The sequence below is a fragment of the Haemophilus parainfluenzae genome, assembly GCF_014931415.1.
GTDB classification, from domain to species: Bacteria; Pseudomonadota; Gammaproteobacteria; order Enterobacterales; family Pasteurellaceae; genus Haemophilus_D; species Haemophilus_D parainfluenzae_AF.
Map to the genome: position 1 here is coordinate 271552 of NZ_CP063121.1, position 25305 is coordinate 296856.

Sequence of the window (25305 nt, forward strand, 5' to 3'; positions counted from 1 at the left end):
TAATCAATTAATAACCAAGAGACATAATGACAAATAGAAACACGCAACAAAACGAAGATCCGTTTAAAGACCTAGTTGATTTAAACGACTTAGCGGAGCGACTAAGAAGACAAAACAACAAATGCCACTTGATTTTTGCCCATAATGGTACAGGGAAAACGCGCTTATCAATGGCATTTAAAGATTTGGGGAAACAGGACTATAGCCGTGATACGTTGTATTTTAATGCCTTTACCGAAGATTTGTTCTTTTGGGACAACGATTTGGACAATGATACTGACCGAGTATTGGTATTGAATGACTATTCTCACTTTTTCGATGGTATCGAGAAATTGGAAATGGAAACCCGGATCCGTCCTTTTGTGCAGAAATATGTAGATTTTGATTTTCGGATAACCAAAGAGAAGCATAGAAAAGAGGCTGATAAAGAAGAAATTGAAAGATGGGAGGTTTCTTTTTTCCTGCCCGAAAATCCGGATGAAAATATTAAAGTATCCAGAGGAGAAGAGCATATTTTTATATGGTGTTTTTTCCTTGCCATTCTGCAACTTAGTTTGGATAAAGAGGACGGTTCGCCTTATGAATGGGTGAAATATGTCTATATTGATGACCCGATTTCTTCATTAGATGATAATTATGCCGTTTCTGTTGCTCATAATTTAGCAACATTGCTTAAATCCTATAATAAAGACGGCAGACTTAGAGAGCCTACTCAGTTTATTATATCGACTCATCACGGGTTATTCTTTAACGTATTGTGCAACGAATTACAACGAGCACCGAGGTATCTACTCTCTAAAAATACTTCTGATAAATACTACTTCATTAAATTAGAAGAAGATACTGCTAGTTTGTATCATGTGGCTATGCTGAAAGTGCTGAAAGATACGTTGGATAATAATGAACCGCTATATCCTTATCACTTCAATATTCTACGAAATATTATGGAGAAAACAGCAAATTTTCATGGGTTGGCAGGTTTTAAAAAATGCATTGAGCTGGAAGATGCCGAATTTTATGAACGCCTAATTCCAGTACTCAATCATGGCGGCTATTCTGTTTTTGAACCAAAAGAAATGCTACCTGAAAATAAAGCAAACTTCGCAATGGTTTTGAAAAAATTACTGGACACATATCCGTTCCATTCAGACTTATTACCCAATTCATTTAAAGAGAGTCAATCATGACCCAAGAACAATTAAACCAACTCGGCAAAACACTATGGGCAATCGCCGACCAACTGCGCGGGTCGATGAATGCCGACGATTTCCGTGATTATATGCTGTCGTTTCTATTTTTACGTTATCTGTCCGATAACTACGAGCTTGCCGCACAAAAGGAATTGGGGCGAGATTATCCACAATTGAGCGATGAAGACAAGCGCACACCGCTTGCCGTGTGGTATGAAGAAAATGCTCACTTCGTCGCTGATTTTGAAAAACAGATGCGCCGTAAAGTACATTATGTGATTAAGCCCGATTTTCTTTGGAGCAGCATTGCTGAGCTTGCACGTATTCAAAGCAGTAAATTATTAAATACTTTGCAAGAGGGTTTTAAATATATTGAAAACGAGTCTTTTGAAAGTACGTTTGGCGGCTTATTTTCCGAAATTAATTTAAATTCGGAAAAACTTGGCAAAAATTACGAAGAACGAAATAACCGATTAAGTGAGGTCATCAAAAAAATTGCTGAAGGCATCAATGAGTTTTCTACCGATAGCGATGCTTTGGGCGATGCCTATGAATACTTAATTGCCCAGTTTGCGTCCGGCTCTGGTAAGAAGGCCGGCGAGTTTTATACTCCCCAACAGGTTTCCACGATTTTGTCACGGATTGTCACGCTTGACAGCCAAAACCCCGCCAGCGGTAAAAAGAAAAAGCTGGACAATGTGCTGGACTTTGCTTGCGGTTCGGGATCTTTATTGCTGAATGTGCGTCATCAGATGGCAGAAGAAGGTGGGCATATTGGCAAAATCTACGGACAGGAAAAGAATATTACCACCTACAACCTGGCGCGGATGAATATGCTGCTGCACGGTGTAAAGGATACAGAATTTACCATTCATCACGGTGATTCCCTGCTCAACGATTGGGATATTTTGAATGAAATGAATCCTGCGAAGAAGCTGGAATTCGACGCCGTTGTTGCCAATCCGCCGTTCAGTTACCGCTGGGAGCCGAAGGAGGATTTGGCAAACGATTTCCGCTTCAAAAACTATGGGCTCGCCCCTAAATCAGCAGCAGATTTTGCCTTTTTGCTACACGGTTTCCATTTTTTAAGCGATAGCGGCACGATGGCTATCATTCTGCCGCACGGCGTATTGTTCCGAGGCGGTGCGGAAGAAAAAATCCGCACCAAACTACTCAAAGACGGCAATATTGATGCCGTGATCGGTCTGCCTGCCAATCTGTTTTATTCAACAGGTATTCCAGTCTGCATTTTGGTGTTGAAAAAATGTAAAAAAGAAGACGACGTTTTGTTTATCAACGCCGCCGATTATTTTGAAAAAGGTAAACGTCAAAACCGCCTGACAGGCGAACATATTAATAAAATCGTGGACTGCTATCAATACCGCAAAGAAGAACAGGGCTACTCCCGCCGTGTATCTATGCAGGAAATTGAGGATAACGGCTACAATCTAAATATTGCCCGTTATGTCAACAATACACCTGTTGAGGAAGAGATTGATTTAGTCGCTAATCATAGTATTTTGATGGATTTGGATTTAAAAATTAAAGAGGCTACAGCGAAACATAATAAATTTTTGAAAGAGTTGGGGTTGCCATTATTGCCATAAATGAACAAATTAAATATATTGAGATTTTTTATAAAAAATGCGGTTATTTCTAACCGCACTTTAATTGATTATTTCGCTTTTGAGCCTTCTAAATCTAAAGAAGGTTTTCTATCTGAGTTCACACAAATAACTTGTGCAGCCGCATAGAGCGTTGTATTAGGTTTTAAGCTAATTGTGTATTTCTCTTGTTTTTTCGGTGCGGCACGTAAACCTTCGCCCCAGAAATCATCATAAAAATCAGTACGAACTTGGGTTAAATGGTAGTTCTTACAGTTTAAAATTTTATATTGGCGAACAGAACGTGCATAACGTCTTTTCTCATTTGGATACACATATAAACCTCTATCCAAATTCACCACGGCATCAAAATGCACTTGGTTTAAATCTTGGTTGTCCACCCAAATTGAATCGGTATCAATGTAGTAATTTTTATCTTTTACTAATCGAACATACCCTACCCTATCTTTTGAAGGGGGCGTCAATGTCACCTCTTCTTGTGTAACTGGCGATTGAACAGCTGAACAGCCTGCTAAAAGGGCTACACCTAAAAACGTTAATACTAATTTTTTCATTTTTCCTCCTTAAAGCTTTCTAAAGCCTGCTGTTAATCTTTTTGCACCTTAGTTTAATATTTTACCGTATGTCCATATCCTTCAAGGATTGTTTTAATATGCTCAAGTGATTCTTTCGTCGGTGGTAAAACATCTGCGAGCTCATATTCAAAGCCAAGGGTTTTCCATTTATGAGCGCCTAATCGATGATAAGGGAGAAGTTCGACTTTTTCAATATTGGTCATACCTTCAATAAACTGTCCGAGCAGATGAACATCATGATCATTATCGGTATAGCCAGGAACCACTACATAACGAATCCAGGTACGCTGATTACGTTTTTGCAGATATTTCGCAAATTCCAGCGTCCGTTTATTTGGTACACCAATAAGGTTTTGGTGCACTTGATCGTTCAGCTCTTTTAAATCAAGCAAAACAAGATCGGTTACATCGATCAGTTCATCAATAATATGGTCATAATGACGTACAAAGCCATTAGTATCTAAACAAGTATTAATCCCTTCTGCTTTACAAGCACGGAACCAATCACGAACGAACTCAGCTTGAAGAATGGCTTCACCACCTGATGCTGTTACACCACCACCGGTTGCATTCATAAAATGGCGATAGCTCACGACTTCTTTCATGAGTTCTTCCACACTGATTTCGCGACCACCATCAAGATCCCAAGTATCACGATTGTGGCAATATTTGCAACGCATTAAACAGCCTTGCATAAATAAAATAAAACGAATGCCGGGACCATCCACGGTTCCACAGGATTCAAAGGAGTGAATTCTTCCTAGAACAGACATACATAAATTTCCAAAAAATAAATCTAGCTAAATTTTACCAAAAATATCGTCTATAAAAAATGAGCCTGACTTAAAATCAGGCTCATAATTTTTATGTTCCCGCTAAAGTGCGGTTAAATTTTATCGTGTTTTAGAACGATTCTGTGAATGTACGAGTGACGACGTCTTGTTGTTGCTCTTTAGTTAAAGAGTTAAAACGTACTGCGTAACCAGATACACGAATAGTTAATTGCGGATATTTATCCGGATTTTCCATCGCATCTAATAACATTTCACGGTTTAATACGTTCACATTTAAGTGTTGACCACCTTCTACTGCTGCTTCGTGGTGGAAGTAACCATCCATTAAGCCAGCAAGGTTGCGACGTTGTGCTTCTGGATCTTTACCTAACGCATTTGGTACGATTGAGAAGGTATAAGAAATACCATCTTTCGCGTAAGCAAATGGAAGTTTAGCTACAGAAGTTAATGATGCGACCGCACCTTTTTGGTCACGACCGTGCATTGGGTTAGCACCTGGTCCAAATGGTGCACCTGCGCGACGACCATCTGGGGTGTTACCTGTTTTCTTACCATAAACTACGTTAGAAGTAATGGTTAATACAGATTGTGTAGGCACAGCGTTGCGGTAAGTTTTAAGTTTTTGAATTTTCTTCATGAAACGTTCAACTAAATCACAAGCGATGTCATCAACACGGTTGTCGTTGTTACCATATTGTGGATATTCACCTTCGATTTCGAAGTCGATCGCTACGTTGCTTGCTACAACATTGCCATCTTTATCTTTGATGTCGCCACGAACTGGTTTAACTTTCGCATATTTAATTGCTGAAAGTGAGTCTGCTGCAACAGAAAGACCTGCGATACCACAAGCCATAGTACGGTATACATCACGGTCATGTAATGCCATTAATGCGGCTTCGTATGAATATTTATCGTGCATGTAGTGGATGATGTTTAAGGCAGTCACATATTGTTTTGCCAACCAATCCATAAAGCTATCCATACGAGTCATGACTGTGTCGAAATCTAACACTTCATCAGTAATTGGTGCAGTTTTCGGGCCTACTTGCATACCTAATTTTTCATCGATACCGCCGTTGATTGCGTATAACAATGTTTTCGCTAAGTTCGCACGCGCACCGAAGAATTGCATTTGTTTACCAACAACCATTGGTGATACACAACATGCAATTGCGTAGTCATCATTGTTGAAGTCTGGACGCATTAAATCATCGTTTTCGTATTGAACTGATGAGGTATCAATCGATACTTTCGCACAGAAACGTTTGAAGTTCTCAGGTAATTGTTCAGACCAAAGAATGGTTAAGTTTGGTTCTGGAGAAGTACCCATGTTGTAAAGGGTGTGTAAAATACGGAATGTATTTTTGGTTACTAATGTGCGGCCATCTAAACCCATACCTGCGATGGTTTCAGTTGCCCACATTGGGTCACCAGAGAACAATTGATCGTATTCAGGTGTACGTAAGAAACGAACCATACGAAGTTTCATGACTAAGTGGTCAACTAATTCTTGCGCTTCAGTTTCAGTAATTTTACCCGCTTTTAAATCACGTTCGATATAGATATCGATGAAGGTTGCAGTACGACCGAATGACATCGCTGCACCGTTTTGTGATTTGATTGCTGCTAAGTAAGCAAAGTACATCCATTGAATTGCTTCTTTAGCGTTAGTTGCAGGGTTAGAAATATCGTAACCGTAGCTTGCTGCCATTTGTTTCATTTGGCCTAATGCACGGTGTTGTTCTGCGATTTCTTCACGTAAACGGATAGTTGCTTCAAGATTTACGCCATCTTCTAAGTCTTTTTGTAAAGAAGAGAACTGTGCGTATTTATCTTTCATTAAGAAGTCTACACCGTAAAGTGCTACACGACGGTAGTCACCAATGATACGACCACGGCCGTAAGCATCTGGAAGACCAGTTAATACACCTGATTTACGACAACGTAAAATGTCTGGCGTATAAACATCGAATACACCTTGGTTGTGGGTTTTACGATATTCAGTGAAGATTTTTTTCACTTCAGGATCTAATTCACGACCGTAAATTTTGCATGAACCTTCCACCATTTTAATACCACCAAATGGCATAATAGCACGTTTTAATGGAGCATCGGTTTGAAGACCTACGATTTTCTCTAAGTCTTTATTGATATAACCTGGTGCGTGAGAAGTAATCGTTGAAGGCGTATGTTCGTCAAAGTCTAATGGCGCATGTGTGCGGTTTTCAACTTTAATTCCTTCCATTACAGTTTCCCAAAGTTTTGTTGTCGCTTCGGTTGGACCTGCTAAGAAAGAATCATCACCTTCATACGGGGTGTAGTTCTTTTGAATAAAATCACGCACGTTGACGTTTTCTTGCCAATCACCGGCAACGAATCCTGCCCACGCAACTTTTTGTGCTTCATTAAGTTCTGACATAGTCATTTCCTTTTTTAATTGATAAAAAATAAGTCTTGTTTAGTTCGTTAGTACATTAGTGAGCTTTGGTTAAATAACGTTGGAATAAACCGATACAAACCGCACCACCCACAATGTTTCCTAACGTTACTGGAATCAAATTCTTCACAATGAAATGATAGAGATCTAAATCTGCATATTTCATTGGATCTACACCAATTTGTTGCCAAAATTCTGGCGTACTAGAATGAGCTGTGATAATGCCTAGTGGAATCATAAACATATTTGCCACACAGTGTTCAAAACCTGATGCGACAAATAAACCAATCGGCATGATCATAATAAATGCTTTGTCTGTAACAGTTTTACCGGAATAAGACATCCATACCGCTACACACACCATAATGTTACATAAAATACCAAGGTTAAATGCTTCAAACCAAGTATGATGAATCTTATGTTGAGCGGTTGCCAAAATGGTTAAACCCCATTGACCATTTGCTGCCATGGTTTGTCCCCCAAACCAAATCACTGCAGCAATAAATAAACCGCCCACAAAGTTGCCCAAATACACCACAATCCAATTTCGGATCATTTGAGCTGTAGTTATCTTACCGCCTACGCGGGCAACTAAGGTTAAAGTAGAAGAGGTGAATAATTCAGATCCTAAAATTACCACCATAATTACGCCTAAAGAGAAGACTAACCCACCGACTAACTTGGTTAATCCCCAAGGCGCTCCTGCGCTTGCTGTTTGTGTCGTCGTATAGAATACAAAGGCTAAAGCAATACAAGCCCCAGCACTAATACCAGACAGAAATGATAAAAATGGGCGTTTTTGCGCTTTATACGCAGCGACGCTTTCAGCATAATCCGTTGCTTCAACTGGTGTGAGAGCAACAGAAGATTGATTTAAATTTTCTGATGCCATATCTAACTCCAAATAGTTGGTTTATTATTTCTTATACTACAACATAGGTATTCCTATACCCATTTGGTATTCTACTCTCTTATAAAACCATTGCAAGAAATCCCCGACTTATTCCAAAAAAATTTGATATTTTGCAAGTTTTGGTAAATTTTCTGCTCGAAAAATAAAAAAAGCGGAATATCACTATTCCGCTTTTCATATAAAAATAACAACATTAAAACACGATACGATCTCGGTTTTTTTCTAGTGTGGCTTTGCCAATGCCTTGTACTTCAAGTAGTTGTTCTGCTACAGTGAAATTACCGTGTTTTTCACGATACTGCACAATGGCTTCTGCTTTTTTTGCCCCAATACCAATCAGTGCTTTTTGAATTTCTGATGCGCTAGCGGTATTGATATTTAATTTATCACTCACCGTTTGTTGTACAGTTTGTGATGGTGCTTGCACAGCAGTTTGTTGCTGCACTTGCGTTTGCGGTTGAGCCTGCTCTGCTGTCTTTTCTTCTGCAATTGCTTGTGTACTCAACATCGCGCCTGCAATAAATAATGAACTAAATAAATGTTTCATCAATTTCATAAAAATGCCCTTTATTAACAAATAAGTACCGTTGATTCATATCAACAGTGACATTTTTAAGAAACATGGAAAACACGCAAGAAATCGACCGCACTTTTGCGATCTTGATCGCAAAAATTACATTTAAGCAAATAAAAAAACGACCTTAGCGCACCACTACAGCTGTGCCACTCGCAATCACCATAAACATACTTTTATTGCTTACTGTTGCGTAATTAATCTCTACGCCAACCACAGCATTTGCCCCTAAAGCAATTGCTTTTTCTTCCAACTCTTTCAAGGCATCTTGGCGTGCACGACTAATACGACGCTCATAAACACTCGAACGACCACCAATCACATCGGTAATAGCCGCAAAAAAATCACGTATAAAGTTTGCACCCGCAATCACTTCCCCAAAGACGACTTGTTTATATTCTACGATTTGTTTACCTTCAATATTAGGCGTAGTGGTAATAATCATTTTGTATCCTTTAATTCTCGTTAAAAATCAACCGCACTTTAGGCCGTTAATTTTGATTTCAAAACAGCTAATGCCTTCGCTCGATGAGAAATTTTCTTTTTCTCTACGGTTTCTAATTCGGCAAAAGTACAGCCTTTTTCAGGGCTAAAAAAGAGCGAGTCGTAACCGAAGCCATTTTCACCTTTTTCTTCATAAATAATCTGCCCGTCACATTCACCTTGAGCAATGATAGGAGAAGGATCACTTGGGTGTTGTAATAACACAATCGTACTCACAAATTTTGCTTGGCGACGTTCAGTCGGTACATCGGCTAATTCTGCCAATAATTTTTCTCGGTTTTTCGCATCAGCTTCGTCACCATCCACACCGGCATAACGTGCAGAATACAATCCTGGCGCACCATTTAACGCATCCACCACAAGACCGGAATCATCTGCAATGGCCGGTAAACCTGATTTTTCAGATGCATAACGAGCTTTTAAAATCGCATTTTCAACAAACGTTAAGCCAGTTTCCTCTGGGCTTTCAATGCCTAAATCTGTCTGAGCAATGACTTCAAAACCGAAATCGGCTAATACGTCTGCCATTTCTTTTACTTTGCCTTTATTGCCCGTGGCAAGCACAATTTTTTGCTTCATGATTCTGTCCCTCATATCAAATATTGTCTTATTTTAGCACCTCACCAAAAATTTTCGGAATAAATATTGACTTTAACCTTAGGTCAAAGTTTATGATTGGTGCTCATTCAGTTATCACATAGGAGAAAAACATGAAAAAACTTATGACTTTTATCACACTTAGCGCTGCTGCAGTTTCAATTTATGCCCAAGCTAATGAACAACCGCATCAAGCACACATGAATATGCCAATGTCGACAGATTCTGCAATGCAACAAGAATTAATGCAAGGTATGAGTCAAATGCATCAAGATATGATGGCAGCTGCGCAATATAAAGATCCTGATGTTGCTTTTGCAGCAGGTATGTTGCCACACCATATTGGCGCAGTAAAAATGGCGGAAGTTGAATTAAAATACGGAAAAGATCCTGAGATGCGTAAGCTTGCTGAGAATATTATTAACGCTCAACAAGCAGAAATTGAACAAATGCAAAAATGGCTTAAAGTACACAATAAAAAATAAAATAACACAAAAAAAGTGCGGTAAATTAACCGCACTTTTTTAATAGAATTAGTTCACTTCTTTTATTCTTAACTCTTTTGGCACTTCAAAGAACATATTCTCTTCTAAGCCTTGAAGCTCTTCGATACTATCCGCACCAAATTCTTTTAATCGAGCAATCACAGATTGCACCAACTCTTCTGGTGCAGAGGCCCCCGCTGTTACGCCAATTGTTTCAACCCCTTCAAACCAATCTGCCGCCACATCATTTGGATCATCAATCAATTTTGATTTTACCCCCATACGCGATGCCAACTCAGCTAAGCGGTTAGAATTCGATGAGTTTTTAGAGCCTACAACCACGACTAGATCACATTGTTTTGCTAATTCACGCACTGCTTCTTGACGGTTGGTTGTGGCATAGCAAATATCGTTTTTATGTGGGCCTTGAATAGCAGGATATTTGTCTTTCAATGCACTAATAGTTTCTGCTGTATCATCAAGAGAAAGTGTGGTTTGCGTCATAAAGGTTAAATCATCATTTTCTTGAACCGGTAAACGAGCAATATCTTCCACGCTTTCAATTAAGAAAATACCACCTTCGGCATTATTGTACTGCCCCATTGTGCCTTCTACTTCAGGATGGCCTTTGTGCCCGATCAAAATCGCTTTCGTCCCTTTACGGCTTGCACGAGCCACTTGCATATGTACTTTGGTTACCAACGGACAAGTTGCATCGAATACTTTTAACTGACGATCTTTCGCTTCTTGACGAACGGCTTGTGACACACCATGAGCGGAGAAAATCACAATGGCGCCATCTGGCACTTCGCTCAGTTCTTCCACAAAAATTGCTCCACGCTCACGCAAACCATTTACCACAAAACGATTATGCACCACTTCATGACGCACATAAATCGGTGCACCATGAATTTCAAGCGCTAATTCAACAATGCTAATGGCTCGATCGACACCTGCGCAAAATCCGCGAGGATTGGCTAAAATTATCTTCATTTTTGACCGCTCTTTTTATCACCTTTAAAGGCATCTAATGCTAATAAACCCGCACCAATACAAATCGCAATATCTGCTACATTGAATACCGGATAATGATAAATATCCCAATAAAAATCTAAGAAATCCACCACAAAACCGTTGTACGCACGGTCCACCATATTGGCTAACGCACCGCCAATAATCAGCGCATAAGCTGAGTTTTGTAATTTTTGTTCTGCAGAATTCTTTTTCATAAAGTAAGCCAGCATTAAAGAAATCCCAATCGCAAGCACGATGAAGAAATATTTCTGCCAGCCATCATGCTCAGCGAGGAAGCTAAACGCTGCGCCATAGTTACGCACATAGGTTAAATTAAAAATGGGTAATAGGTTCACACTTTCATATAAATCAAAGCGCTGTACCACAATATATTTGGTCAGTAAATCAAGGATAAATGCAACCACACTTAGCCAAAGGAATGAAAGTCCTGTTTTATTTTTTGTCATAGGAAATTATCTGTCTTTATAAATGGACGATGATTTTAGCAACTCGAACAACCTTTATAAAGTAAAAGGCATCAAATTATAAAAGGCGAACACATTGGTTCGCCCTTCAATGTTAATTACTTTTTCTTCACTGGTCTTTGCCAACCTTGAATATGACGTTGCGGCACGCGAGTAATCACAAGCTCATCTTTCTCAATATTTTGAGTAATCGTTGAGCCCGCACCGATCGTTGCGCCATCAGCTACAGTAACTGGTGCAACTAACTGCGTATCTGAGCCCACGAATACATTGTTACCAATGATTGTTTTAAATTTATTCGCACCGTCATAGTTACAAGTAATGACACCCGCACCGATGTTACAGTTTTCACCGATTTCAGTATCACCCACATAAGTGAGGTGGTTTACCTTAGAGCCTTTACCCACTGTGGATTTTTTAATTTCCACGAAGTTACCCACATGGGTTTCAGCCGCTAATTCAGCACCTGGACGTAAACGAGAGAATGGACCAATCGCCGCCTTCTCACCAATTGTCGCATCTTCTAAAACAGAATAAGGCTTGATTTCAACATCATCACCAATCGTCACGTTTTTCAATACACAACCCGCACCGATTTTTACACGATCACCTAAACGCACATTGCCTTCCACAATCACGTTCACATCAATTTCAACATCTTTACCATGTTCTAATGTGCCGCGTAAATCAAAACGCTCTGGGTCAATTAACATCACGCCTGCAAGTAAAAGTTTTTCTGCTTGTTTACGTTGATAAAAACGCTCTAATGCAGCAAGTTGTAAACGGTTATTAGCACCTTCGACTTCCATAAATTCAGAGGCTTGAACAGCAGTAACCTGACAACCATCTTGGTTGGCTAAACCAATTACATCAGTTAAATAAAACTCGCCTTGTGCATTGTTATTTTTCACACGGGAAAGCCAGTTTTTGAAATGTGCGCCATCAGCCACTAATACGCCTGTATTCACTTCCTGGATTTTTAATTGCTCTGCGTTGGCATCTTTTTGTTCTACGATCGCCACCACATTACCATTTTCACGAATAATACGGCCGTAACCCGTAGGGTTATCTAAATTCACCGTGAGCAATGCAATCCCATTTTCTGGTTTCGCTGCAATGAGTTTTTCCAATGTTTCTTTGGTCACTAATGGCGCATCACCATATAAAATCACAATATTTTCATCATCTTTGAAGAATGGTGCTGCTTGTTGAACAGCATGCGCAGTACCCAACTGTTCAGCTTGGAACACCCAGTTCACGCTTTCATTTGCCAAACGCTCACGCATTAATTCGCCACCGTGACCATAAATCAAATGTACGTTTTCCGCACCTAATTGATTTGCCGTATCGATCACATGTTTTACCATCGGTTTTCCTGCCACTTTATGCAAGACTTTTGGTAAATCAGAATACATACGAGTGCCTTTACCGGCCGCTAAAATCACCACGCTTAGTGCTTTATTTGTCATAAATTCTTCTCTTCTTTATAAAAAATTGAACGTATTCTATCGTAGAATGGAGAATATGATAAGCCATTTAATTTTCATACATTCCTGACAAGACAAGATTGTATAAAAATCTCAAATCCTGTAAACTATCCTCCCGTCTTGATAGCTAATCATCTTTTTCTTTTATTTTTGACCGCACTTTTCAGCATTCTGCACAAATTTGTATAAAAGATGATTGGCTATAATCATTTTTATCCCAACATTTTAGGTCTCTCACTATGGCTACAAATTATATTTTCGTCACAGGCGGTGTGGTTTCATCGTTAGGTAAAGGTATTGCTGCAGCATCATTAGCAGCCATTTTAGAAGCACGTGGCTTAAACGTGACTATTATGAAATTAGACCCTTATATCAACGTGGATCCGGGTACAATGAGCCCAACCCAACACGGCGAAGTGTTCGTAACACAAGACGGGGCGGAAACCGATTTAGACTTAGGTCACTACGAGCGTTTTATTCGTACCAAAATGACCAAACGCAACAACTTCACCACGGGTAAAATTTATTCTGAAGTATTACGCAAAGAGCGTCGTGGTGATTATTTAGGTGCGACAATTCAAGTTATTCCACACATCACCAATGAAATTAAAGATCGCGTGATTGCCGGTGCACAAGGCCATGATGTGGTAATTGTTGAAGTGGGCGGAACCGTGGGTGATATTGAATCACTTCCATTCTTAGAAGCACTTCGTCAACTTGCCGTACAAGTGGGCCGTGAGAATACTCTCTTTATGCACTTAACGTTAGTGCCATATATCCCAACAGCGGGCGAAGTGAAAACCAAGCCAACTCAACATTCTGTAAAAGAATTACTTTCAATTGGTATTCAACCGGATGTGCTTATCTGCCGCTCAGATCGCATGATTCCACCAAACGAACGTGCAAAAATCGCCTTATTCTGTAACGTACCAGAACGTGCGGTCATCTCATTAAAAGATGTAAATTCAATCTACCAAATTCCTGCGTTATTGAAATCACAAGGTTTGGATGAATTCATCTGCCAACGTTTCCACTTAGACTGTCCAGAAGCGGACCTTTCAGAATGGGAACAAGTGCTTTATCAAGAAGCAAATCCAGTGGGCGATGTGACCATCGGTATGGTAGGTAAATATACTGAATTACCAGACGCTTATAAATCAGTGAATGAAGCCTTAAAACACGCAGGTTTGAAAAACCGTTTAAGCGTGCATATCAAATACATTGATTCTCAAGATGTTGAAACCAAAGGCACTGATGTATTAAAAGGTGTCGATGGTATTTTAGTACCGGGCGGCTTTGGTTATCGTGGTGTAGAAGGCAAAATTTTGACCGCAAAATATGCGCGTGAAAACAATGTTCCTTACCTTGGTATTTGTTTAGGGATGCAAATTGCATTAATCGAATATGCGCGTAATGTTGCGGGTCTTGAAAAAGCGAACTCATCTGAATTTGATCGTCACTGTGAGCAACCTGTTGTGGGTTTAATTACAGAATGGCAAGATGCGGAAGGCCACATTGAAACCCGTGATGATAATTCAGATCTGGGTGGTACGATGCGTTTAGGGGCGCAACAATGTCATTTAATTGAGGGTTCAAAAGCGCGTGCATTATATGGCAAAGAAACCATCGAAGAACGTCATCGTCACCGTTATGAAGTGAATAATAACCTGCTTCCACAAATTGAAAAAGCGGGCCTTAAAGTAACTGGTTTATCGGCGGATCGTAAATTAGTGGAAATCATTGAAGTACCAAACCACCCATGGTTTGTGGCATGTCAATTCCACCCTGAATTTACATCAACACCACGTGATGGTCACCCATTATTCGAAGGTTTTGTCAAAGCAGCCAGAGAAAATCAGTTAAAAACTGAAAAGTAATTTACTGATAATTCAATAAACAAGTGCGGTCAAAAATTCTTGTGTTTTTGACCGCACTTTGTATTTTTAAGCATTTTAATTTGATTGATTCGATTACCGTTTCACCAAACGATAAGGCAAGATCTGCATTTTACATTTATCAGAAATATCACCTGAATCGAAATCATCAATAAAATGCCAATGTGCGGTATCTTTTGTTAAATCAGTGAGATAAATTTGAGTGTTACCTACTTTATAACGACACTCACCAATAACAAAATTCCTTTCACTACTTGCTTAATCCATATAATCACCGTGAACAACTTGGATAAGCTTCGCATGATTGGTTAAATCAGTGTAATACCACCAAATATCAAATTTATCTTTGTCATTAGCTAACTGAACTTGCAAACTCGGCTCTATAAAGTTCGTATTATAACTATGAGCTTGCTTTATTTGTGAACTGGCAATAGATTAGAGGAGCAACTTTCATATATCGCTCATGCAATCGTTAGGAATGGCGTATTAGCCGAAAGATTCCTTACTACTATTGCAGAATTTAATCAGATTCCTAATGATTTTGCTATTCGCATTGCTCAAGGGATTAGACTATCAGATGAAGAAAAGAAAGAATTAAAAAGATTATTTATTAATATGGATTTTAAGCAAAAGAAACCATAAAGCCCCGAAGTGGTATATAAAAAATCGGAGCCGTAGGCGACTTCATTCAACTGTGCCAACTGACCAATGCGCATCAGCCTCCTCCCCAACGGATTCTTTACTCTATTGACCTTATAGTAGCTTTATAGTTTAAAATGGTACCACAACATTGTTCAAGTGGAGTCGTATTATGAGCAAATCCTGTGGTGGCGCCTGTGGCTGTGATGCAACGTCCGCAGCGGATACCGATATACAGGCCTCCTCCGAGGCGCCAGGGAGATGGGTCAGTGTTTATGCAGTGCCGAAGATGGACTGTCCATCAGAAGAACGAATGATTCGCCTAGCCCTGAACGGCTTTGAGGAGATTCGGGCGCTGTCCTTCGACTTGTCGAACCGCCGGCTGAAGGTCGTGCATGACGGCGAGGTCGAGCCCGTCACCTCGAAACTGAAGACCTTGGGGCTAGGCGCCTCGCTTCAGGAAACCGTCGCTGCAAATCCAGAGACCATCAAGGCCGCCGAGTTTTCGGCAGCTTCTGCTAAGCAAGAATCCGGGACCCTGCGCTGGTTGCTCGGCATCAATGCACTTCTGTTCGTGGTGGAAATGACTGCCGGTCTGATCGCCCAGTCCACCGGCCTGATTGGAGAATCCCTGGACAATTTTTCCGATGCGGCGGTGTACGGGCTTGCCCTTTATGCGGTTGGACATAGCGTGAAAATGCAGGTACGTGCCGCGCATCTTGCTGGTGTACTGCAACTGATCTTGGCTGTGGGCGTGCTCGTAGAGGTGGTGAGACGCTTTGTATTCGGTAGTGAGCCTGAATCTCTGGTGATGATGGCTATCGCATTCGTCGCATTGATTGCCAATACCAGTTGTCTGCTGCTCATATCCAAACATCGGGAAGGCGGGGCGCACATGAAGGCAAGCTGGATATTCTCGGCCAACGACGTGGTGATCAACCTGGGGGGCATCACCGCCGGCGCCCTGGTCGCGTGGACCGGTTCCAATTATCCAGATCTGATTATCGGCACCATCGCGGGGGGGATTGTACTTAACGGTGCCAGACGCATTTTGGCGTTGAAGGGTTAAATAATGCTCATTATTGGCAAAAAGCTCTCGCCGTATGCCCTGTTTTATCTGCTTATACCCCTGCTTTGTTTTTTGCGTTGAGATATTACCGTTTCAAGCTGTTTATTAAACTCTGTAATGTCGTTAATTGCTCGCTGATTTCGTGGTATTGTTGAATGATTAAGGCGTTTTCTTCTCGCAAACTCCGCAAGCCTTGCTTTCGTTTTTCGTTCAAGCAAGGCATTGTATTCATCTTCTGACAATGCTATTTCTAGGCGTTTGGTTCGCTTTTTCATTAGGTGTCCGTTCTTCAAATTAGCGGTGAAACCGCAGGGGGTCAAGGGGGATTTATCCCTCTTGCAAGGGCATAGACTTAGTATCACAGATACGGGGCTATGTGTCCTTGCTTTAACTATTAGACAATAGTACGCCAAAAGCCCCGAGAGTGATATTAAAAAATCAGCGGAGCCGAAGGCGACTTCATTATACCAATTGTCCACAAAAATATTTCTAATGGTGTCTTTAAACGCTGCATATTTCCTAATATCTCTCTTAATCAATATATTTGTGTATTATGCTTTTCTTATCAATACAGAAAAATACTACTTTCCGGAATACTTTCATCATTTTCTTACCCTATAAAAAAGCAAATTTATTTAACTACACTTCAAAAAACATTTGAATTAATATAACATTTTAGTCAACTATTTATATAACTTAAACAAGCAGTTATTTTTCAGCGTTTTTTACAAAACATTTATTAAATCCGACCGCTTGTGATAAAAGGAACAACTATGCATAAATTTTTAATGACAGCCCTTCTCGCCAGTCTTTCTACCTCGGCTTTCGCACTTTTCCCAGTTCAAACCGATTGGCAAGCGAATCACTTACAAGGCAAAGTGAAATCTGTTATTTCACATTCGGAAGATAATCCTGAAGCGGCAGAAGGAGAGGTGGTCACGAACGATGTTCGTCAATTTTATAACGAGCAAGGTTTTTTAATTAAAACTGAAGATGTTACTGGCGAGTCTGAACATTTCGATAAAACGACGGCGAATTATCGATATGATCAAAACAATCGATTAGAAGAAATTCGTTACGATATCTATAAAGAGACTCATGGAAGACTCTACCACTATCAAGAAAATGCCGATGGTTCGGGTGCCATTTTAGAAATCACTTATGTAGGCAAAAAGCCCAAAAAGCCGAACTTCCAAGAAGATTACATCAAAAGAGTTTACGACAAAGATGGGAAACTCATCTCTGAAGCTGTTTATTATGCAAAACTTATTGACGGCCATGCGAAAAAATTCCATTACAAGGACGATAAACTCATCAAAGCTTGTGACTTTGATGACAATGGAAAAGAAAGTAATTGCGAAACTTATCGTTATCTCGAAAATGGCGACTTTGTACATAACACGTCTTTTAATGAGGGGCGAGCAGATTTTACTTATGACAAAAATCACAATGAATTAAAACGCCAAATTTTTGATCAACATGGGAAATTAGAAGAAACCCTCACGACGCGTCATAAATTTGATCAACACGGTAATGTGATTGAAAGCATTATGTATGATGAAAAAGGTATATGGTTAGATAAAACCACTAAGAAATATGAATATTACGAGTAATCTCTTTTAAACTGAGCATTTTTATTATGTTTTTTAAATCTAAACAACACGCTGATAAATTAGACAAAACATTAATCACCAAACTGGACAAAATCTTTCAATATTTTAAGGCGGCTAAAGTAGAAGCAGAAAGTGATTATACTTTGCTTTATGTTGATACGGGTTCCGACAATTTCTATTGCTTAGTTTGCCCAAAATCAGCAGCGCCTCGCATAATAGAAATTGCAGATATATTAAATTTACCTATCAACCATTAAATTTTAGATAAGAAAACTGCCTAGCAGTAATAAAGAGCGGTCAGTTTTGTTGCATTTTTGCAAAATATCTCAGTGATTGAATAGCGGAATTTGTAATGTGAGTGAAAAGTAACACAGCCCCGCGCTATAAAAATATTTTAGATAACTAACAAAGTTAAACTTCTGACTATCGCTGCGGTCGTAATTTAAATAGAATACGCTTTTATCTACACGGAAATGAAAGAATGAAACTTGCTGTTATTTTACCCGCATATAATGCAGAAAATTTTCTCACTGAATGTTTAGATTCATTGTTGAATCAAACCTTTAGTGATTTTTGTATTCTGGCGGTTAATGATGCTTCTACCGATAACACTGGTGACATTCTCGAAAGCTATGCGACAAAAGATGCTCGCTTACGTGTTTACCATTTACCTCAAAACCAAGGTGAACCTGCTGTCATGCAATTTGTCATGGATATGCTTAACTATATGAATGTGGAGTATGTTGCACGTATGGATGCTGATGATATTTGTGTGCCACACCGTTTTGAAAAGCAGATTCAATATTTAGACGGGCATCCTGAAATTGATATTTTAGGAAGTAATGCACTGCTCTTTAATGATGGGCAAACTGATAAAATGACTAAAATAAGTACACTTCCTCTTTTAGATAAAGATATAAAAGCACATTTTTCTTTAGCTCGTGACAATATCATTAATCCCTCTTCAATGTGGCGACATTCTAGTATCAAAGCGCTCGAAATTAATTATGCACAAACAGCTACTGCGCCCGATTTTCATATGTGGGTACAATGTGCATTACATCAAAAGAAATTTGCGAATTTACCAGAGCCATTATTGTTTTATCGGATACACCAAGGCCAAGCGAGTAAAATACATGACAAAATTAGCGAGTCTATTCAATACTCTATGGAGCTATGGATAAGTCATTTATTTCCAGAATTAACACCTAAAGAAGTCAGCTTACTGAGCCTTATACTGCACGGGAAAAGCATTAAATTACGCACTGAAGAGTTTGAAATCGCCTTTTCAGCTTATGACAAAGTGCGTTCAAATAATGAAATCTCACTATTTGGTGAAGATCGGGAAACGATGTTTAGTATTTTAGATGCACATACACAATTCTTGAAAAAGCTTTTGTATCAAAGAACCCAATAAAGCTTTTACTTCATCAGACTACTTCCCCAATCTAAATAGAATTGGGGAAATTTTTATCCGTTTTAATATCAAAGTGCGGTCATTTTTAGCCAATTTTTTGTAATAACATCACCGCACTTTACATATCTAGCCTATTTTTCAAAAATGGCTTCGACGGTTAATTCCTTGTAGTGATAGCCCTTTTCTTGACTAAATTGCATTTCAAGTGAACCTAAATAGATAGCAAAACTTGATGCATCAATTTTTAGTAAGTCTTTGATGATTAGTTTAAGATCTGATTCCGCCAGTTTTTTCATTGAATCTAAATGATGTTGTTGAAAGACCTGTTTAATATGCTGATCCATATCGGTACAATATCTATCATGCTCTTCAACAAAACAAACTTCGGCTCGTTCTTTTGGCTCATTCTCTTCTTTTTTCGAGCTGTTATCGTCCACACGATAGAATTGATGGACTGGCACATGGATCCATTTTTTATACGAACTCACATCAATTGATGACCATTCAAACTCAGCTTCTCTAACCGGGCTATTTTGCAGAGCCATAATGTCGCTATCATTGATACGGAAAGAATGCTCATAAACATCCAATGAAATCAGTTCATTCGCTTTTTCACCATATCTTTGTACAAAGGCTTTTCGTTTCTCTTCATAATTAGAGCTGTCATAAGGCCCTAAGTCCAAACGATGGACTAAATAATCAGATACATCATCTAATTCATTCCAATCTTGGCGTTCGTTTTCTGGCATATCTTCTAAGCGACTTAAAAAATCCACATCATCACGAATTTTTCCTTGCCCATCAGATAAATTAAGCTTTGTGAGTAAATGCTCAAAACGTTCCGTTTGGCTTTGATAAGCGATTTCTTTTGGTTTCACCACCCAAGTCATGGCAAAAATTGCGGCTATTACAACGACAGAAATCAAACGATATTGACGAATTTTAGGGATGATTAAAATAGCATAAGCAATCGTAATCGCCGAGGCTAATGCCACTAAATAAATCCGTTGTTCAGTCCAAGCATAGGCACTAATTCGACGGTCAATTGCCAACCATAGCAGTACAATGGGAACAGTGGAAAGGTATGGAAAAAACTTAAAGAAACTGTCCCAATTTGCTTTAACACTAATACTACGTAAAGCGTAAACACCTAAGCCTACGACTAAGTAAGGCAACGCAATATTCGACACCATTCCTTTTGGCAACGCCCCTGCTAAGATAATTTTGCCCACATAAGCATAAAGTAGAACAGTAAAAATCATTAAGGCTGGCGCTAAGATAAAATTTACTAAAATTTCAACGCTACGATTTAGTGTCATCCCTATATTTTCTTGGCGCTGTTGAAAGACCAAAAAGAACAAAGGAAGACAAAATACGGTAATTGAAGAATAAAGATGCTTTTGAAACCATTCACTAAAATCAATGTTAAATAATGCACTGATTGAAGCCAAAATTGCAGCGACCAAACCAGAGACGAGCCCCCAGCCAGCAATGGATGACGTGATGTAATATAGCGTCGTAAAATTACGATAAGTAAAGGCTTGATTGTTTCTGACAAATGGAAAGCCACATAATATCAATAATACAATAAATTGAGCGCCCCAAAACTTAGGGCTATAAGCATAAAAATCAGCATTATCATTCACTTGCCAAATGGTGAAAACGGCAATAAGCGGCACAATCCACGAAAAACTATACCAGACATAAGGGCGAGATAAATAAATAAAGGCAAACAGCATCGGCTCAAATAGCCAATAAGCTAAATGATCTTTTTCTGAATTCATATCCACAAACCAAATCCCAAGAGCAAACGTAGCAATCATGAAGATTTCAATCGGATGAGTTGATATCGCTGATTTTATTCGTGTTTTGGTTTGGTGAAAAAAAGTCGAAAGAGACATAATGATTCCTTTTTCAATGCAAGAAAATCTCAATTAAGAATAAATAATTCGTCGTAAAATAATACGAAATTTCGTGCAACTGTAACCAACTTTTGAAGGCAATTCCACTGAAATAAAAGAAATAATTGGCGAAAAAGAGACAAAATCTCACCGCACTTTATTGAAAAACAAGATGCAGATCAAAGTGCGGTCATTTTTCCAAGACAAATTTCTAAATTTGCTTTATTATATTCCCGTTTTAGGTTCGCCTAACTAATTTTAATTAACTTTAAACAGAGGAAAACAAAATGGCAAAAATCGTTAAAGTCATTGGTCGTGAAATCATCGACTCTCGTGGTAACCCAACTGTAGAAGCTGAAGTTCATCTTGAAGGTGGTTTCGTCGGTTTGGCAGCTGCTCCATCAGGTGCATCTACCGGTTCTCGTGAAGCATTAGAATTACGTGACGGCGACAAATCTCGTTTCTTAGGTAAAGGTGTATTAAAAGCGGTTGCGGCTGTAAACGGCCCTATCGCAGATGCATTAGTGGGTAAAGAAGCGTCTAATCAAGCTGAAATCGACCAAATCATGATCGATTTAGACGGTACTGAAAACAAATCTAACTTCGGTGCAAACGCAATCTTAGCGGTATCTTTAGCAAACGCAAAAGCAGCAGCTGCGTCTAAAGGTTTACCTCTTTACGCTTACATCGCAGAACTTAACGGCACGCCAGGCGTTTACTCTATGCCATTACCAATGATGAACATCATCAACGGTGGTGAGCACGCAGATAACAACGTTGATATCCAAGAATTCATGATTCAACCAGTTGGTGCAAAAACATTACGTGAAGCACTTCGTATCGGTGCTGAAGTATTCCACAACCTTGCGAAAGTATTAAAATCTAAAGGCATGAGCACTGCTGTAGGTGATGAAGGTGGTTTCGCACCTAACTTAGCATCTAACGCAGACGCTTTAGCATGTATCAAAGAAGCAGTAGAAAAAGCAGGTTATGTATTAGGTAAAGACGTCACTTTAGCAATGGACTGCGCATCTTCTGAGTTCTATAACAAAGAAACTGGCAAATACGAAATGAAAGGCGAAGGCCGTTCATTCACTTCTCAAGAATTCACACACTATCTTGAAGAATTAACCAAACAATACCCAATCGTGTCTATCGAAGATGGTCAAGATGAATCTGACTGGGAAGGTTTCGCATACCAAACTAAAGTGTTAGGCGACCGCGTTCAATTAGTGGGCGACGACTTATTCGTAACCAACACCAAAATCTTAAAAGAAGGTATCGAAAAAGGTATCGCAAACTCTATCTTAATCAAATTCAACCAAATCGGTTCTTTAACTGAAACTTTAGCAGCAATTAAAATGGCTAAAGATGCAGGTTACACAGCAGTTATCTCTCACCGTTCAGGTGAAACCGAAGATGCGACTATCGCTGATTTAGCGGTTGGTACAGCAGCAGGTCAAATCAAAACTGGTTCTATGAGCCGTTCTGACCGTATTGCGAAATACAACCAATTAATCCGTATCGAAGAAGCATTAGAACGTGCTGGCACACCAGCTCCGTTCTTAGGTTTAAAAGCGGTTAAAGGTCAAGCGTAACTCACGCTGAATTTACTATAAAATATCACCGCACTTTGCACAAAAGTGCGGTGTTTTTTTAAGGTGTTTTTATGAAGACACAATCTGATTCACTTCTTACTGAACCTTGGTTATCTTGGGCAATCGAAATTCAAAGCATTGCACAAAACGGGCTAACTTATTGCAAAAATATCTATGATATTGAACGCTATGAACGCTTGAGGGATTTGTCTGCTGAAATGCTCGCTTATAAAACAGCAATACCAAAAGAAACCGTCAAATCGTTTTTCTGCAATGGGGCTGGTTATCAAACCCCTAAAATCGATTCGCGCGCAGCTATTTTCAAAGATGATAAAATTTTATTAGTACAAGAAAATGATGGACTTTGGTCACTGCCTGGCGGCTGGATAGATGTGCTAGAAACCATTCATAGTAATACGATTAAAGAAGTACGCGAAGAAGCGGGACTTAATGTTAAACCGACGTTCATTATTGCCATTCACGAACAACATAAACGCAATTTTCCGCCTTTTGCACATCCTGTACTCAAAACCTTCGTCATGTGCGAACCATTAAGTGGCGAATTTCAACCAAATAGTGAAACCGTTCAATCTGCCTATTTTGCATTAAATGAACTGCCACCAATGAATGAAGAAAAAAATACGCCCGCACAGGTTGAACTTTGCTTTCAGGCACACCATAGTAGTCACTGGACTACACAATTTGATTAGGAAATACCATGTTACATTTAACCCTCGAAGACCAACTTTTTCTCGGTCAACCAAAGCAAGTCGGTACACACTCGACTGTACATGACCATCTGGCGGTGATGTTTGAAGATGATGGCGAAACCGGCTATTTTTATGCGTTAGATATGCGTCAAAATGCACAACCGATTGTCGACTCCTTACATGTTTATAACGTCGATAACACTCGCAATCACCACGAAGCACGTAAATTAGAAATCTGCTGGGATGAAAGCGGTTATTTAGCCTTATTGCTTATTAACGGCTATCCCCATGCCGTATTTGATTTTGCTCATTTGATCGGCTATAACACCAACAAGCATCCTCAGCCTGACTTAATGAGCATGTGGACACACGAAGAAATCACCAATGAACGTGCAACAGCATGGCTTGGTGTGAATACCATTAAATAGGATTAACTATGCGATTTTACCGCGGTCTTCAGCCTTTCAAGATCATGAGTTTTGATCTTGATGATACCCTTTACGATAACAGTGATGTCATTCGTTTAGCCGAAGAACGCTTTCTTCAATGTGTGCAAAAACACTCACAACTGACCAATCTTACCTCAGAATATTGGCGAGAATGGAAATGGCAACTGGTGGAGAAAGATCCCTTGATTGCTGAAGATGTGATTGCCTGGCGTGTCGAAACGTTACGGCACTTACTGGCGCATCATGGTAAGAGTGCGGTTGAAATTGACCGCACTTTAGCGCTTGCCATGGAAGAGTTTATTAAATGGCGACATAAAATTGATGTACCCGCAGAAAGTATTGAAGTGCTGAATCAACTGAAAGATCGCTACCTATTGAGCGTGATTACCAATGGTAATGTGGTTGCAACACGCATTGGATTTGAACATTTTCAGCTGAGTTTACGTGGTGGAGAACAAGGCAGAGCGAAACCTCATCAAGATTTGTTCCACCAAACCGCCCATTATTTTGGCGTAAAACCGAGTGAAATTTTACATATTGGTGATAACTTAACCACGGATGTTCAAGGCGCCATTCAAGCTGGCTGCCAAGCTGTATGGATTAATTTATCGGGTAAAAACCTCAATTCATTTACTGAAGCAAGTGTTTTGCCTACATTAGAAATCAATCATTTAACTGAATTATTAACACTTTAACCCTATGATGAAAAAGAAAAATCAAGTTCTCGTCAGCCTTTCCATTGTGGCTTTATTAGGAGGTTGCTCAGAAGAACAAGTTCAACGAGATGTTTATAACAGCCTTGAGGATTGTTTAGCCGATTGGCAAAAAATTGAATTATGCGAAGCTGACCAATCTAATGAAAATAACAGCGGTACAACTGCACATGCTGGCTCAGGCTCCTCTCTCTCGGGCAATTTAAATACACGTCCAAGCAATAATAGTGAATGGTCAGAAGACAATCAAACCGTCAAACAAACCTTAAATCCAGATGGCGCAACTCACTCTGGCAACTCAAGCGGCTCTGAGGGAACAAGCCACACCAGCTCTGCAACAGGAGAAGGACACGGTAGTATGGGCAGTGCGATTGCTGGTGCTGCAATGGGTTATATGATCGCGCGTACGATGGGCTCATTTTTAGGTCCAAGCTACAATCCAAGTAACCGTGCCGTTTCAACACCAACGGGCCAAGTTATCCAACCACAAACTAATCGTTCTGTCGGTAAACCTGTATTAGTGAAAGGTAATGCAGGCAGCACTTACAGCAAACCAGTTTCACGCGGTGGCTTTAAAAGCTCAAATTCAAGCAGCAGCCATAGCTCAGGCGGTTAAAT

Annotated in this window: 25 protein-coding genes; 13 read left to right on the top strand and 12 right to left on the bottom strand. The window is 39.6% G+C overall.

Annotation, left to right across the window (positions count from 1 at the left end; all coding sequences use genetic code 11):
- Positions 1–26: 26 nt before the first annotated feature.
- Together INP93_RS01355 and INP93_RS01360 are read left to right on the top strand one after the other, a co-directional pair.
- Positions 27–1187, top strand: coding sequence for an AAA family ATPase (locus INP93_RS01355; protein ID WP_197544938.1), 1161 nt, complete (start codon positions 27–29; stop codon positions 1185–1187).
- Positions 1184–2797: a type I restriction-modification system subunit M gene (locus tag INP93_RS01360; protein ID WP_197544939.1), complete on the top strand. Its 1614-nt coding sequence runs from the start codon at positions 1184–1186 to the stop codon at positions 2795–2797. The genes INP93_RS01355 and INP93_RS01360 overlap by 4 nt, the downstream gene beginning before the upstream one ends.
- Positions 2798–2865: 68 nt before the next feature.
- On the opposite strand, the gene INP93_RS01365 is transcribed toward INP93_RS01360, so the two are convergent.
- The 7 genes from INP93_RS01365 to rdgB all read right to left on the bottom strand — a co-directional run bounded on the left by INP93_RS01365 (position 2866) and on the right by rdgB (position 9194).
- Complete coding sequence (locus INP93_RS01365; RefSeq protein ID WP_197544940.1) at positions 2866–3369, bottom strand: surface-adhesin E family protein; 504 nt, start codon at positions 3367–3369, stop codon at positions 2866–2868.
- A 53-nt stretch (positions 3370–3422) separates the two neighbouring features.
- The gene (gene pflA, locus INP93_RS01370) at positions 3423–4163 is read right to left on the bottom strand and encodes a pyruvate formate lyase 1-activating protein (RefSeq protein WP_049364777.1); all 741 of its coding nucleotides are present in this window, start codon (positions 4161–4163) and stop codon (positions 3423–3425) included.
- Between the two features lie 130 nt (positions 4164–4293).
- Positions 4294–6606, bottom strand: a complete 2313-nt coding sequence (pflB, locus tag INP93_RS01375; RefSeq protein ID WP_197544941.1) for a formate C-acetyltransferase — start codon at positions 6604–6606, stop codon at positions 4294–4296.
- Between the two features lie 55 nt (positions 6607–6661).
- On the bottom strand, positions 6662–7516 hold the full coding sequence (focA, locus tag INP93_RS01380; RefSeq protein ID WP_049364775.1) for a formate transporter FocA: 855 nt from the start codon (positions 7514–7516) through the stop codon (positions 6662–6664).
- Between the two features lie 214 nt (positions 7517–7730).
- Positions 7731–8093 carry a helix-hairpin-helix domain-containing protein gene (locus INP93_RS01385; RefSeq protein WP_049372704.1) on the bottom strand — a complete coding sequence of 121 codons (363 nt, stop codon included), beginning with the start codon at positions 8091–8093 and terminating at the stop codon, positions 7731–7733.
- A 145-nt stretch (positions 8094–8238) separates the two neighbouring features.
- Complete coding sequence (locus INP93_RS01390; RefSeq protein WP_005695251.1) at positions 8239–8556, bottom strand: heavy metal-binding domain-containing protein; 318 nt, start codon at positions 8554–8556, stop codon at positions 8239–8241.
- Between the two features lie 38 nt (positions 8557–8594).
- A complete protein-coding gene (gene rdgB, locus INP93_RS01395; protein ID WP_049364773.1) occupies positions 8595–9194 on the bottom strand; it encodes an RdgB/HAM1 family non-canonical purine NTP pyrophosphatase in 600 nt (199 codons plus the stop codon).
- Between the two features lie 131 nt (positions 9195–9325).
- Between rdgB and copM the strand changes: the two genes are divergently transcribed.
- Positions 9326–9697: a CopM family metallochaperone gene (gene copM / locus INP93_RS01400; RefSeq protein ID WP_049357924.1), complete on the top strand. Its 372-nt coding sequence runs from the start codon at positions 9326–9328 to the stop codon at positions 9695–9697.
- A 48-nt stretch (positions 9698–9745) separates the two neighbouring features.
- Here the strand turns inward: copM and ispH are convergent, their stop codons facing one another.
- The 3 genes from ispH to glmU form a co-directional block, all read right to left on the bottom strand.
- The gene (gene ispH / locus INP93_RS01405) at positions 9746–10690 is read right to left on the bottom strand and encodes a 4-hydroxy-3-methylbut-2-enyl diphosphate reductase (protein WP_049376185.1); all 945 of its coding nucleotides are present in this window, start codon (positions 10688–10690) and stop codon (positions 9746–9748) included.
- Positions 10687–11178: a signal peptidase II gene (gene lspA, locus INP93_RS01410; protein ID WP_049376184.1), complete on the bottom strand. Its 492-nt coding sequence runs from the start codon at positions 11176–11178 to the stop codon at positions 10687–10689. Before lspA ends, ispH begins: the two co-directional genes overlap by 4 nt.
- 116 nt (positions 11179–11294) lie before the next feature.
- Positions 11295–12665 carry a bifunctional UDP-N-acetylglucosamine diphosphorylase/glucosamine-1-phosphate N-acetyltransferase GlmU gene (gene glmU / locus INP93_RS01415; protein WP_070582688.1) on the bottom strand — a complete coding sequence of 457 codons (1371 nt, stop codon included), beginning with the start codon at positions 12663–12665 and terminating at the stop codon, positions 11295–11297.
- Between the two features lie 257 nt (positions 12666–12922).
- Between glmU and pyrG the strand changes: the two genes are divergently transcribed.
- Positions 12923–14560 carry a glutamine hydrolyzing CTP synthase gene (pyrG, locus tag INP93_RS01420; RefSeq protein ID WP_197544942.1) on the top strand — a complete coding sequence of 546 codons (1638 nt, stop codon included), beginning with the start codon at positions 12923–12925 and terminating at the stop codon, positions 14558–14560.
- 829 nt (positions 14561–15389) lie between these two features.
- Positions 15390–16286: a cation efflux transmembrane domain-containing protein gene (locus tag INP93_RS01430; protein ID WP_005709709.1), complete on the top strand. Its 897-nt coding sequence runs from the start codon at positions 15390–15392 to the stop codon at positions 16284–16286.
- Between the two features lie 44 nt (positions 16287–16330).
- On the opposite strand, the gene INP93_RS01435 is transcribed toward INP93_RS01430, so the two are convergent.
- Complete coding sequence (locus INP93_RS01435) at positions 16331–16561, bottom strand: hypothetical protein (protein ID WP_197544943.1); 231 nt, start codon at positions 16559–16561, stop codon at positions 16331–16333.
- Positions 16562–17059: 498 nt separating this feature from the next.
- Between INP93_RS01435 and INP93_RS01440 the strand changes: the two genes are divergently transcribed.
- The 3 genes from INP93_RS01440 (at position 17060) to INP93_RS01450 (ending at position 19316) form a co-directional block, all read left to right on the top strand.
- Positions 17060–17899 (top strand): hypothetical protein, encoded by an 840-nt coding sequence (locus INP93_RS01440; protein ID WP_197544944.1) that lies wholly within the window; start codon positions 17060–17062, stop codon positions 17897–17899.
- 26 nt (positions 17900–17925) lie between these two features.
- Positions 17926–18156, top strand: a complete 231-nt coding sequence (locus INP93_RS01445; RefSeq protein WP_197545343.1) for a DUF6630 family protein — start codon at positions 17926–17928, stop codon at positions 18154–18156.
- A 224-nt stretch (positions 18157–18380) separates the two neighbouring features.
- Positions 18381–19316: a glycosyltransferase family 2 protein gene (locus tag INP93_RS01450; RefSeq protein ID WP_197544945.1), complete on the top strand. Its 936-nt coding sequence runs from the start codon at positions 18381–18383 to the stop codon at positions 19314–19316.
- Positions 19317–19447: 131 nt separating this feature from the next.
- On the opposite strand, the gene INP93_RS01455 is transcribed toward INP93_RS01450, so the two are convergent.
- Complete coding sequence (locus INP93_RS01455) at positions 19448–21139, bottom strand: DUF4153 domain-containing protein (RefSeq protein ID WP_232087612.1); 1692 nt, start codon at positions 21137–21139, stop codon at positions 19448–19450.
- A gap of 365 nt (positions 21140–21504) precedes the next feature.
- On the opposite strand from INP93_RS01455, the gene eno reads away from it, so the two are divergent.
- From eno to INP93_RS01480, 5 genes are all read left to right on the top strand, one after another.
- Complete coding sequence (gene eno / locus INP93_RS01460) at positions 21505–22815, top strand: phosphopyruvate hydratase (protein ID WP_054420251.1); 1311 nt, start codon at positions 21505–21507, stop codon at positions 22813–22815.
- Positions 22816–22886: 71 nt separating this feature from the next.
- The gene (locus INP93_RS01465; RefSeq protein WP_005698089.1) at positions 22887–23525 is read left to right on the top strand and encodes an NUDIX hydrolase N-terminal domain-containing protein; all 639 of its coding nucleotides are present in this window, start codon (positions 22887–22889) and stop codon (positions 23523–23525) included.
- 8 nt (positions 23526–23533) lie between these two features.
- Positions 23534–23953, top strand: coding sequence for a DUF2251 domain-containing protein (locus INP93_RS01470; protein ID WP_197544947.1), 420 nt, complete (start codon positions 23534–23536; stop codon positions 23951–23953).
- A gap of 8 nt (positions 23954–23961) precedes the next feature.
- Positions 23962–24669: an HAD-IA family hydrolase gene (locus INP93_RS01475; protein ID WP_197544948.1), complete on the top strand. Its 708-nt coding sequence runs from the start codon at positions 23962–23964 to the stop codon at positions 24667–24669.
- Between the two features lie 7 nt (positions 24670–24676).
- Positions 24677–25303: a hypothetical protein gene (locus tag INP93_RS01480; RefSeq protein ID WP_197545309.1), complete on the top strand. Its 627-nt coding sequence runs from the start codon at positions 24677–24679 to the stop codon at positions 25301–25303.
- Positions 25304–25305 lie beyond the last annotated feature (2 nt).

Coding starts and splice junctions, on each gene's coding strand:
- pflA (WP_049364777.1), bottom strand. CDS start 4,163: ATGTCTGTTCTAGGAAGAATTCACTCCTTTGAATCCTGTGGAACCGTG.
- copM (WP_049357924.1), top strand. CDS start 9,326: ATGAAAAAACTTATGACTTTTATCACACTTAGCGCTGCTGCAGTTTCA.
- rdgB (WP_049364773.1), bottom strand. CDS start 9,194: ATGAAGCAAAAAATTGTGCTTGCCACGGGCAATAAAGGCAAAGTAAAA.
- INP93_RS01435 (WP_197544943.1), bottom strand. CDS start 16,561: ATGAAAAAGCGAACCAAACGCCTAGAAATAGCATTGTCAGAAGATGAA.
- eno (WP_054420251.1), top strand. CDS start 21,505: ATGGCAAAAATCGTTAAAGTCATTGGTCGTGAAATCATCGACTCTCGT.
- INP93_RS01445 (WP_197545343.1), top strand. CDS start 17,926: ATGTTTTTTAAATCTAAACAACACGCTGATAAATTAGACAAAACATTA.
- INP93_RS01385 (WP_049372704.1), bottom strand. CDS start 8,093: ATGAAATTGATGAAACATTTATTTAGTTCATTATTTATTGCAGGCGCG.
- INP93_RS01440 (WP_197544944.1), top strand. CDS start 17,060: ATGCATAAATTTTTAATGACAGCCCTTCTCGCCAGTCTTTCTACCTCG.
- INP93_RS01450 (WP_197544945.1), top strand. CDS start 18,381: ATGAAACTTGCTGTTATTTTACCCGCATATAATGCAGAAAATTTTCTC.
- ispH (WP_049376185.1), bottom strand. CDS start 10,690: ATGAAGATAATTTTAGCCAATCCTCGCGGATTTTGCGCAGGTGTCGAT.
- INP93_RS01360 (WP_197544939.1), top strand. CDS start 1,184: ATGACCCAAGAACAATTAAACCAACTCGGCAAAACACTATGGGCAATC.
- focA (WP_049364775.1), bottom strand. CDS start 7,516: ATGGCATCAGAAAATTTAAATCAATCTTCTGTTGCTCTCACACCAGTT.
- INP93_RS01365 (WP_197544940.1), bottom strand. CDS start 3,369: ATGAAAAAATTAGTATTAACGTTTTTAGGTGTAGCCCTTTTAGCAGGC.
- INP93_RS01480 (WP_197545309.1), top strand. CDS start 24,677: ATGAAAAAGAAAAATCAAGTTCTCGTCAGCCTTTCCATTGTGGCTTTA.
- INP93_RS01390 (WP_005695251.1), bottom strand. CDS start 8,556: ATGATTATTACCACTACGCCTAATATTGAAGGTAAACAAATCGTAGAA.
- INP93_RS01465 (WP_005698089.1), top strand. CDS start 22,887: ATGAAGACACAATCTGATTCACTTCTTACTGAACCTTGGTTATCTTGG.
- INP93_RS01355 (WP_197544938.1), top strand. CDS start 27: ATGACAAATAGAAACACGCAACAAAACGAAGATCCGTTTAAAGACCTA.
- INP93_RS01475 (WP_197544948.1), top strand. CDS start 23,962: ATGCGATTTTACCGCGGTCTTCAGCCTTTCAAGATCATGAGTTTTGAT.
- INP93_RS01455 (WP_232087612.1), bottom strand. CDS start 21,139: ATGATTGCTACGTTTGCTCTTGGGATTTGGTTTGTGGATATGAATTCA.
- pflB (WP_197544941.1), bottom strand. CDS start 6,606: ATGTCAGAACTTAATGAAGCACAAAAAGTTGCGTGGGCAGGATTCGTT.
- glmU (WP_070582688.1), bottom strand. CDS start 12,665: ATGACAAATAAAGCACTAAGCGTGGTGATTTTAGCGGCCGGTAAAGGC.
- lspA (WP_049376184.1), bottom strand. CDS start 11,178: ATGACAAAAAATAAAACAGGACTTTCATTCCTTTGGCTAAGTGTGGTT.
- INP93_RS01470 (WP_197544947.1), top strand. CDS start 23,534: ATGTTACATTTAACCCTCGAAGACCAACTTTTTCTCGGTCAACCAAAG.
- INP93_RS01430 (WP_005709709.1), top strand. CDS start 15,390: ATGAGCAAATCCTGTGGTGGCGCCTGTGGCTGTGATGCAACGTCCGCA.
- pyrG (WP_197544942.1), top strand. CDS start 12,923: ATGGCTACAAATTATATTTTCGTCACAGGCGGTGTGGTTTCATCGTTA.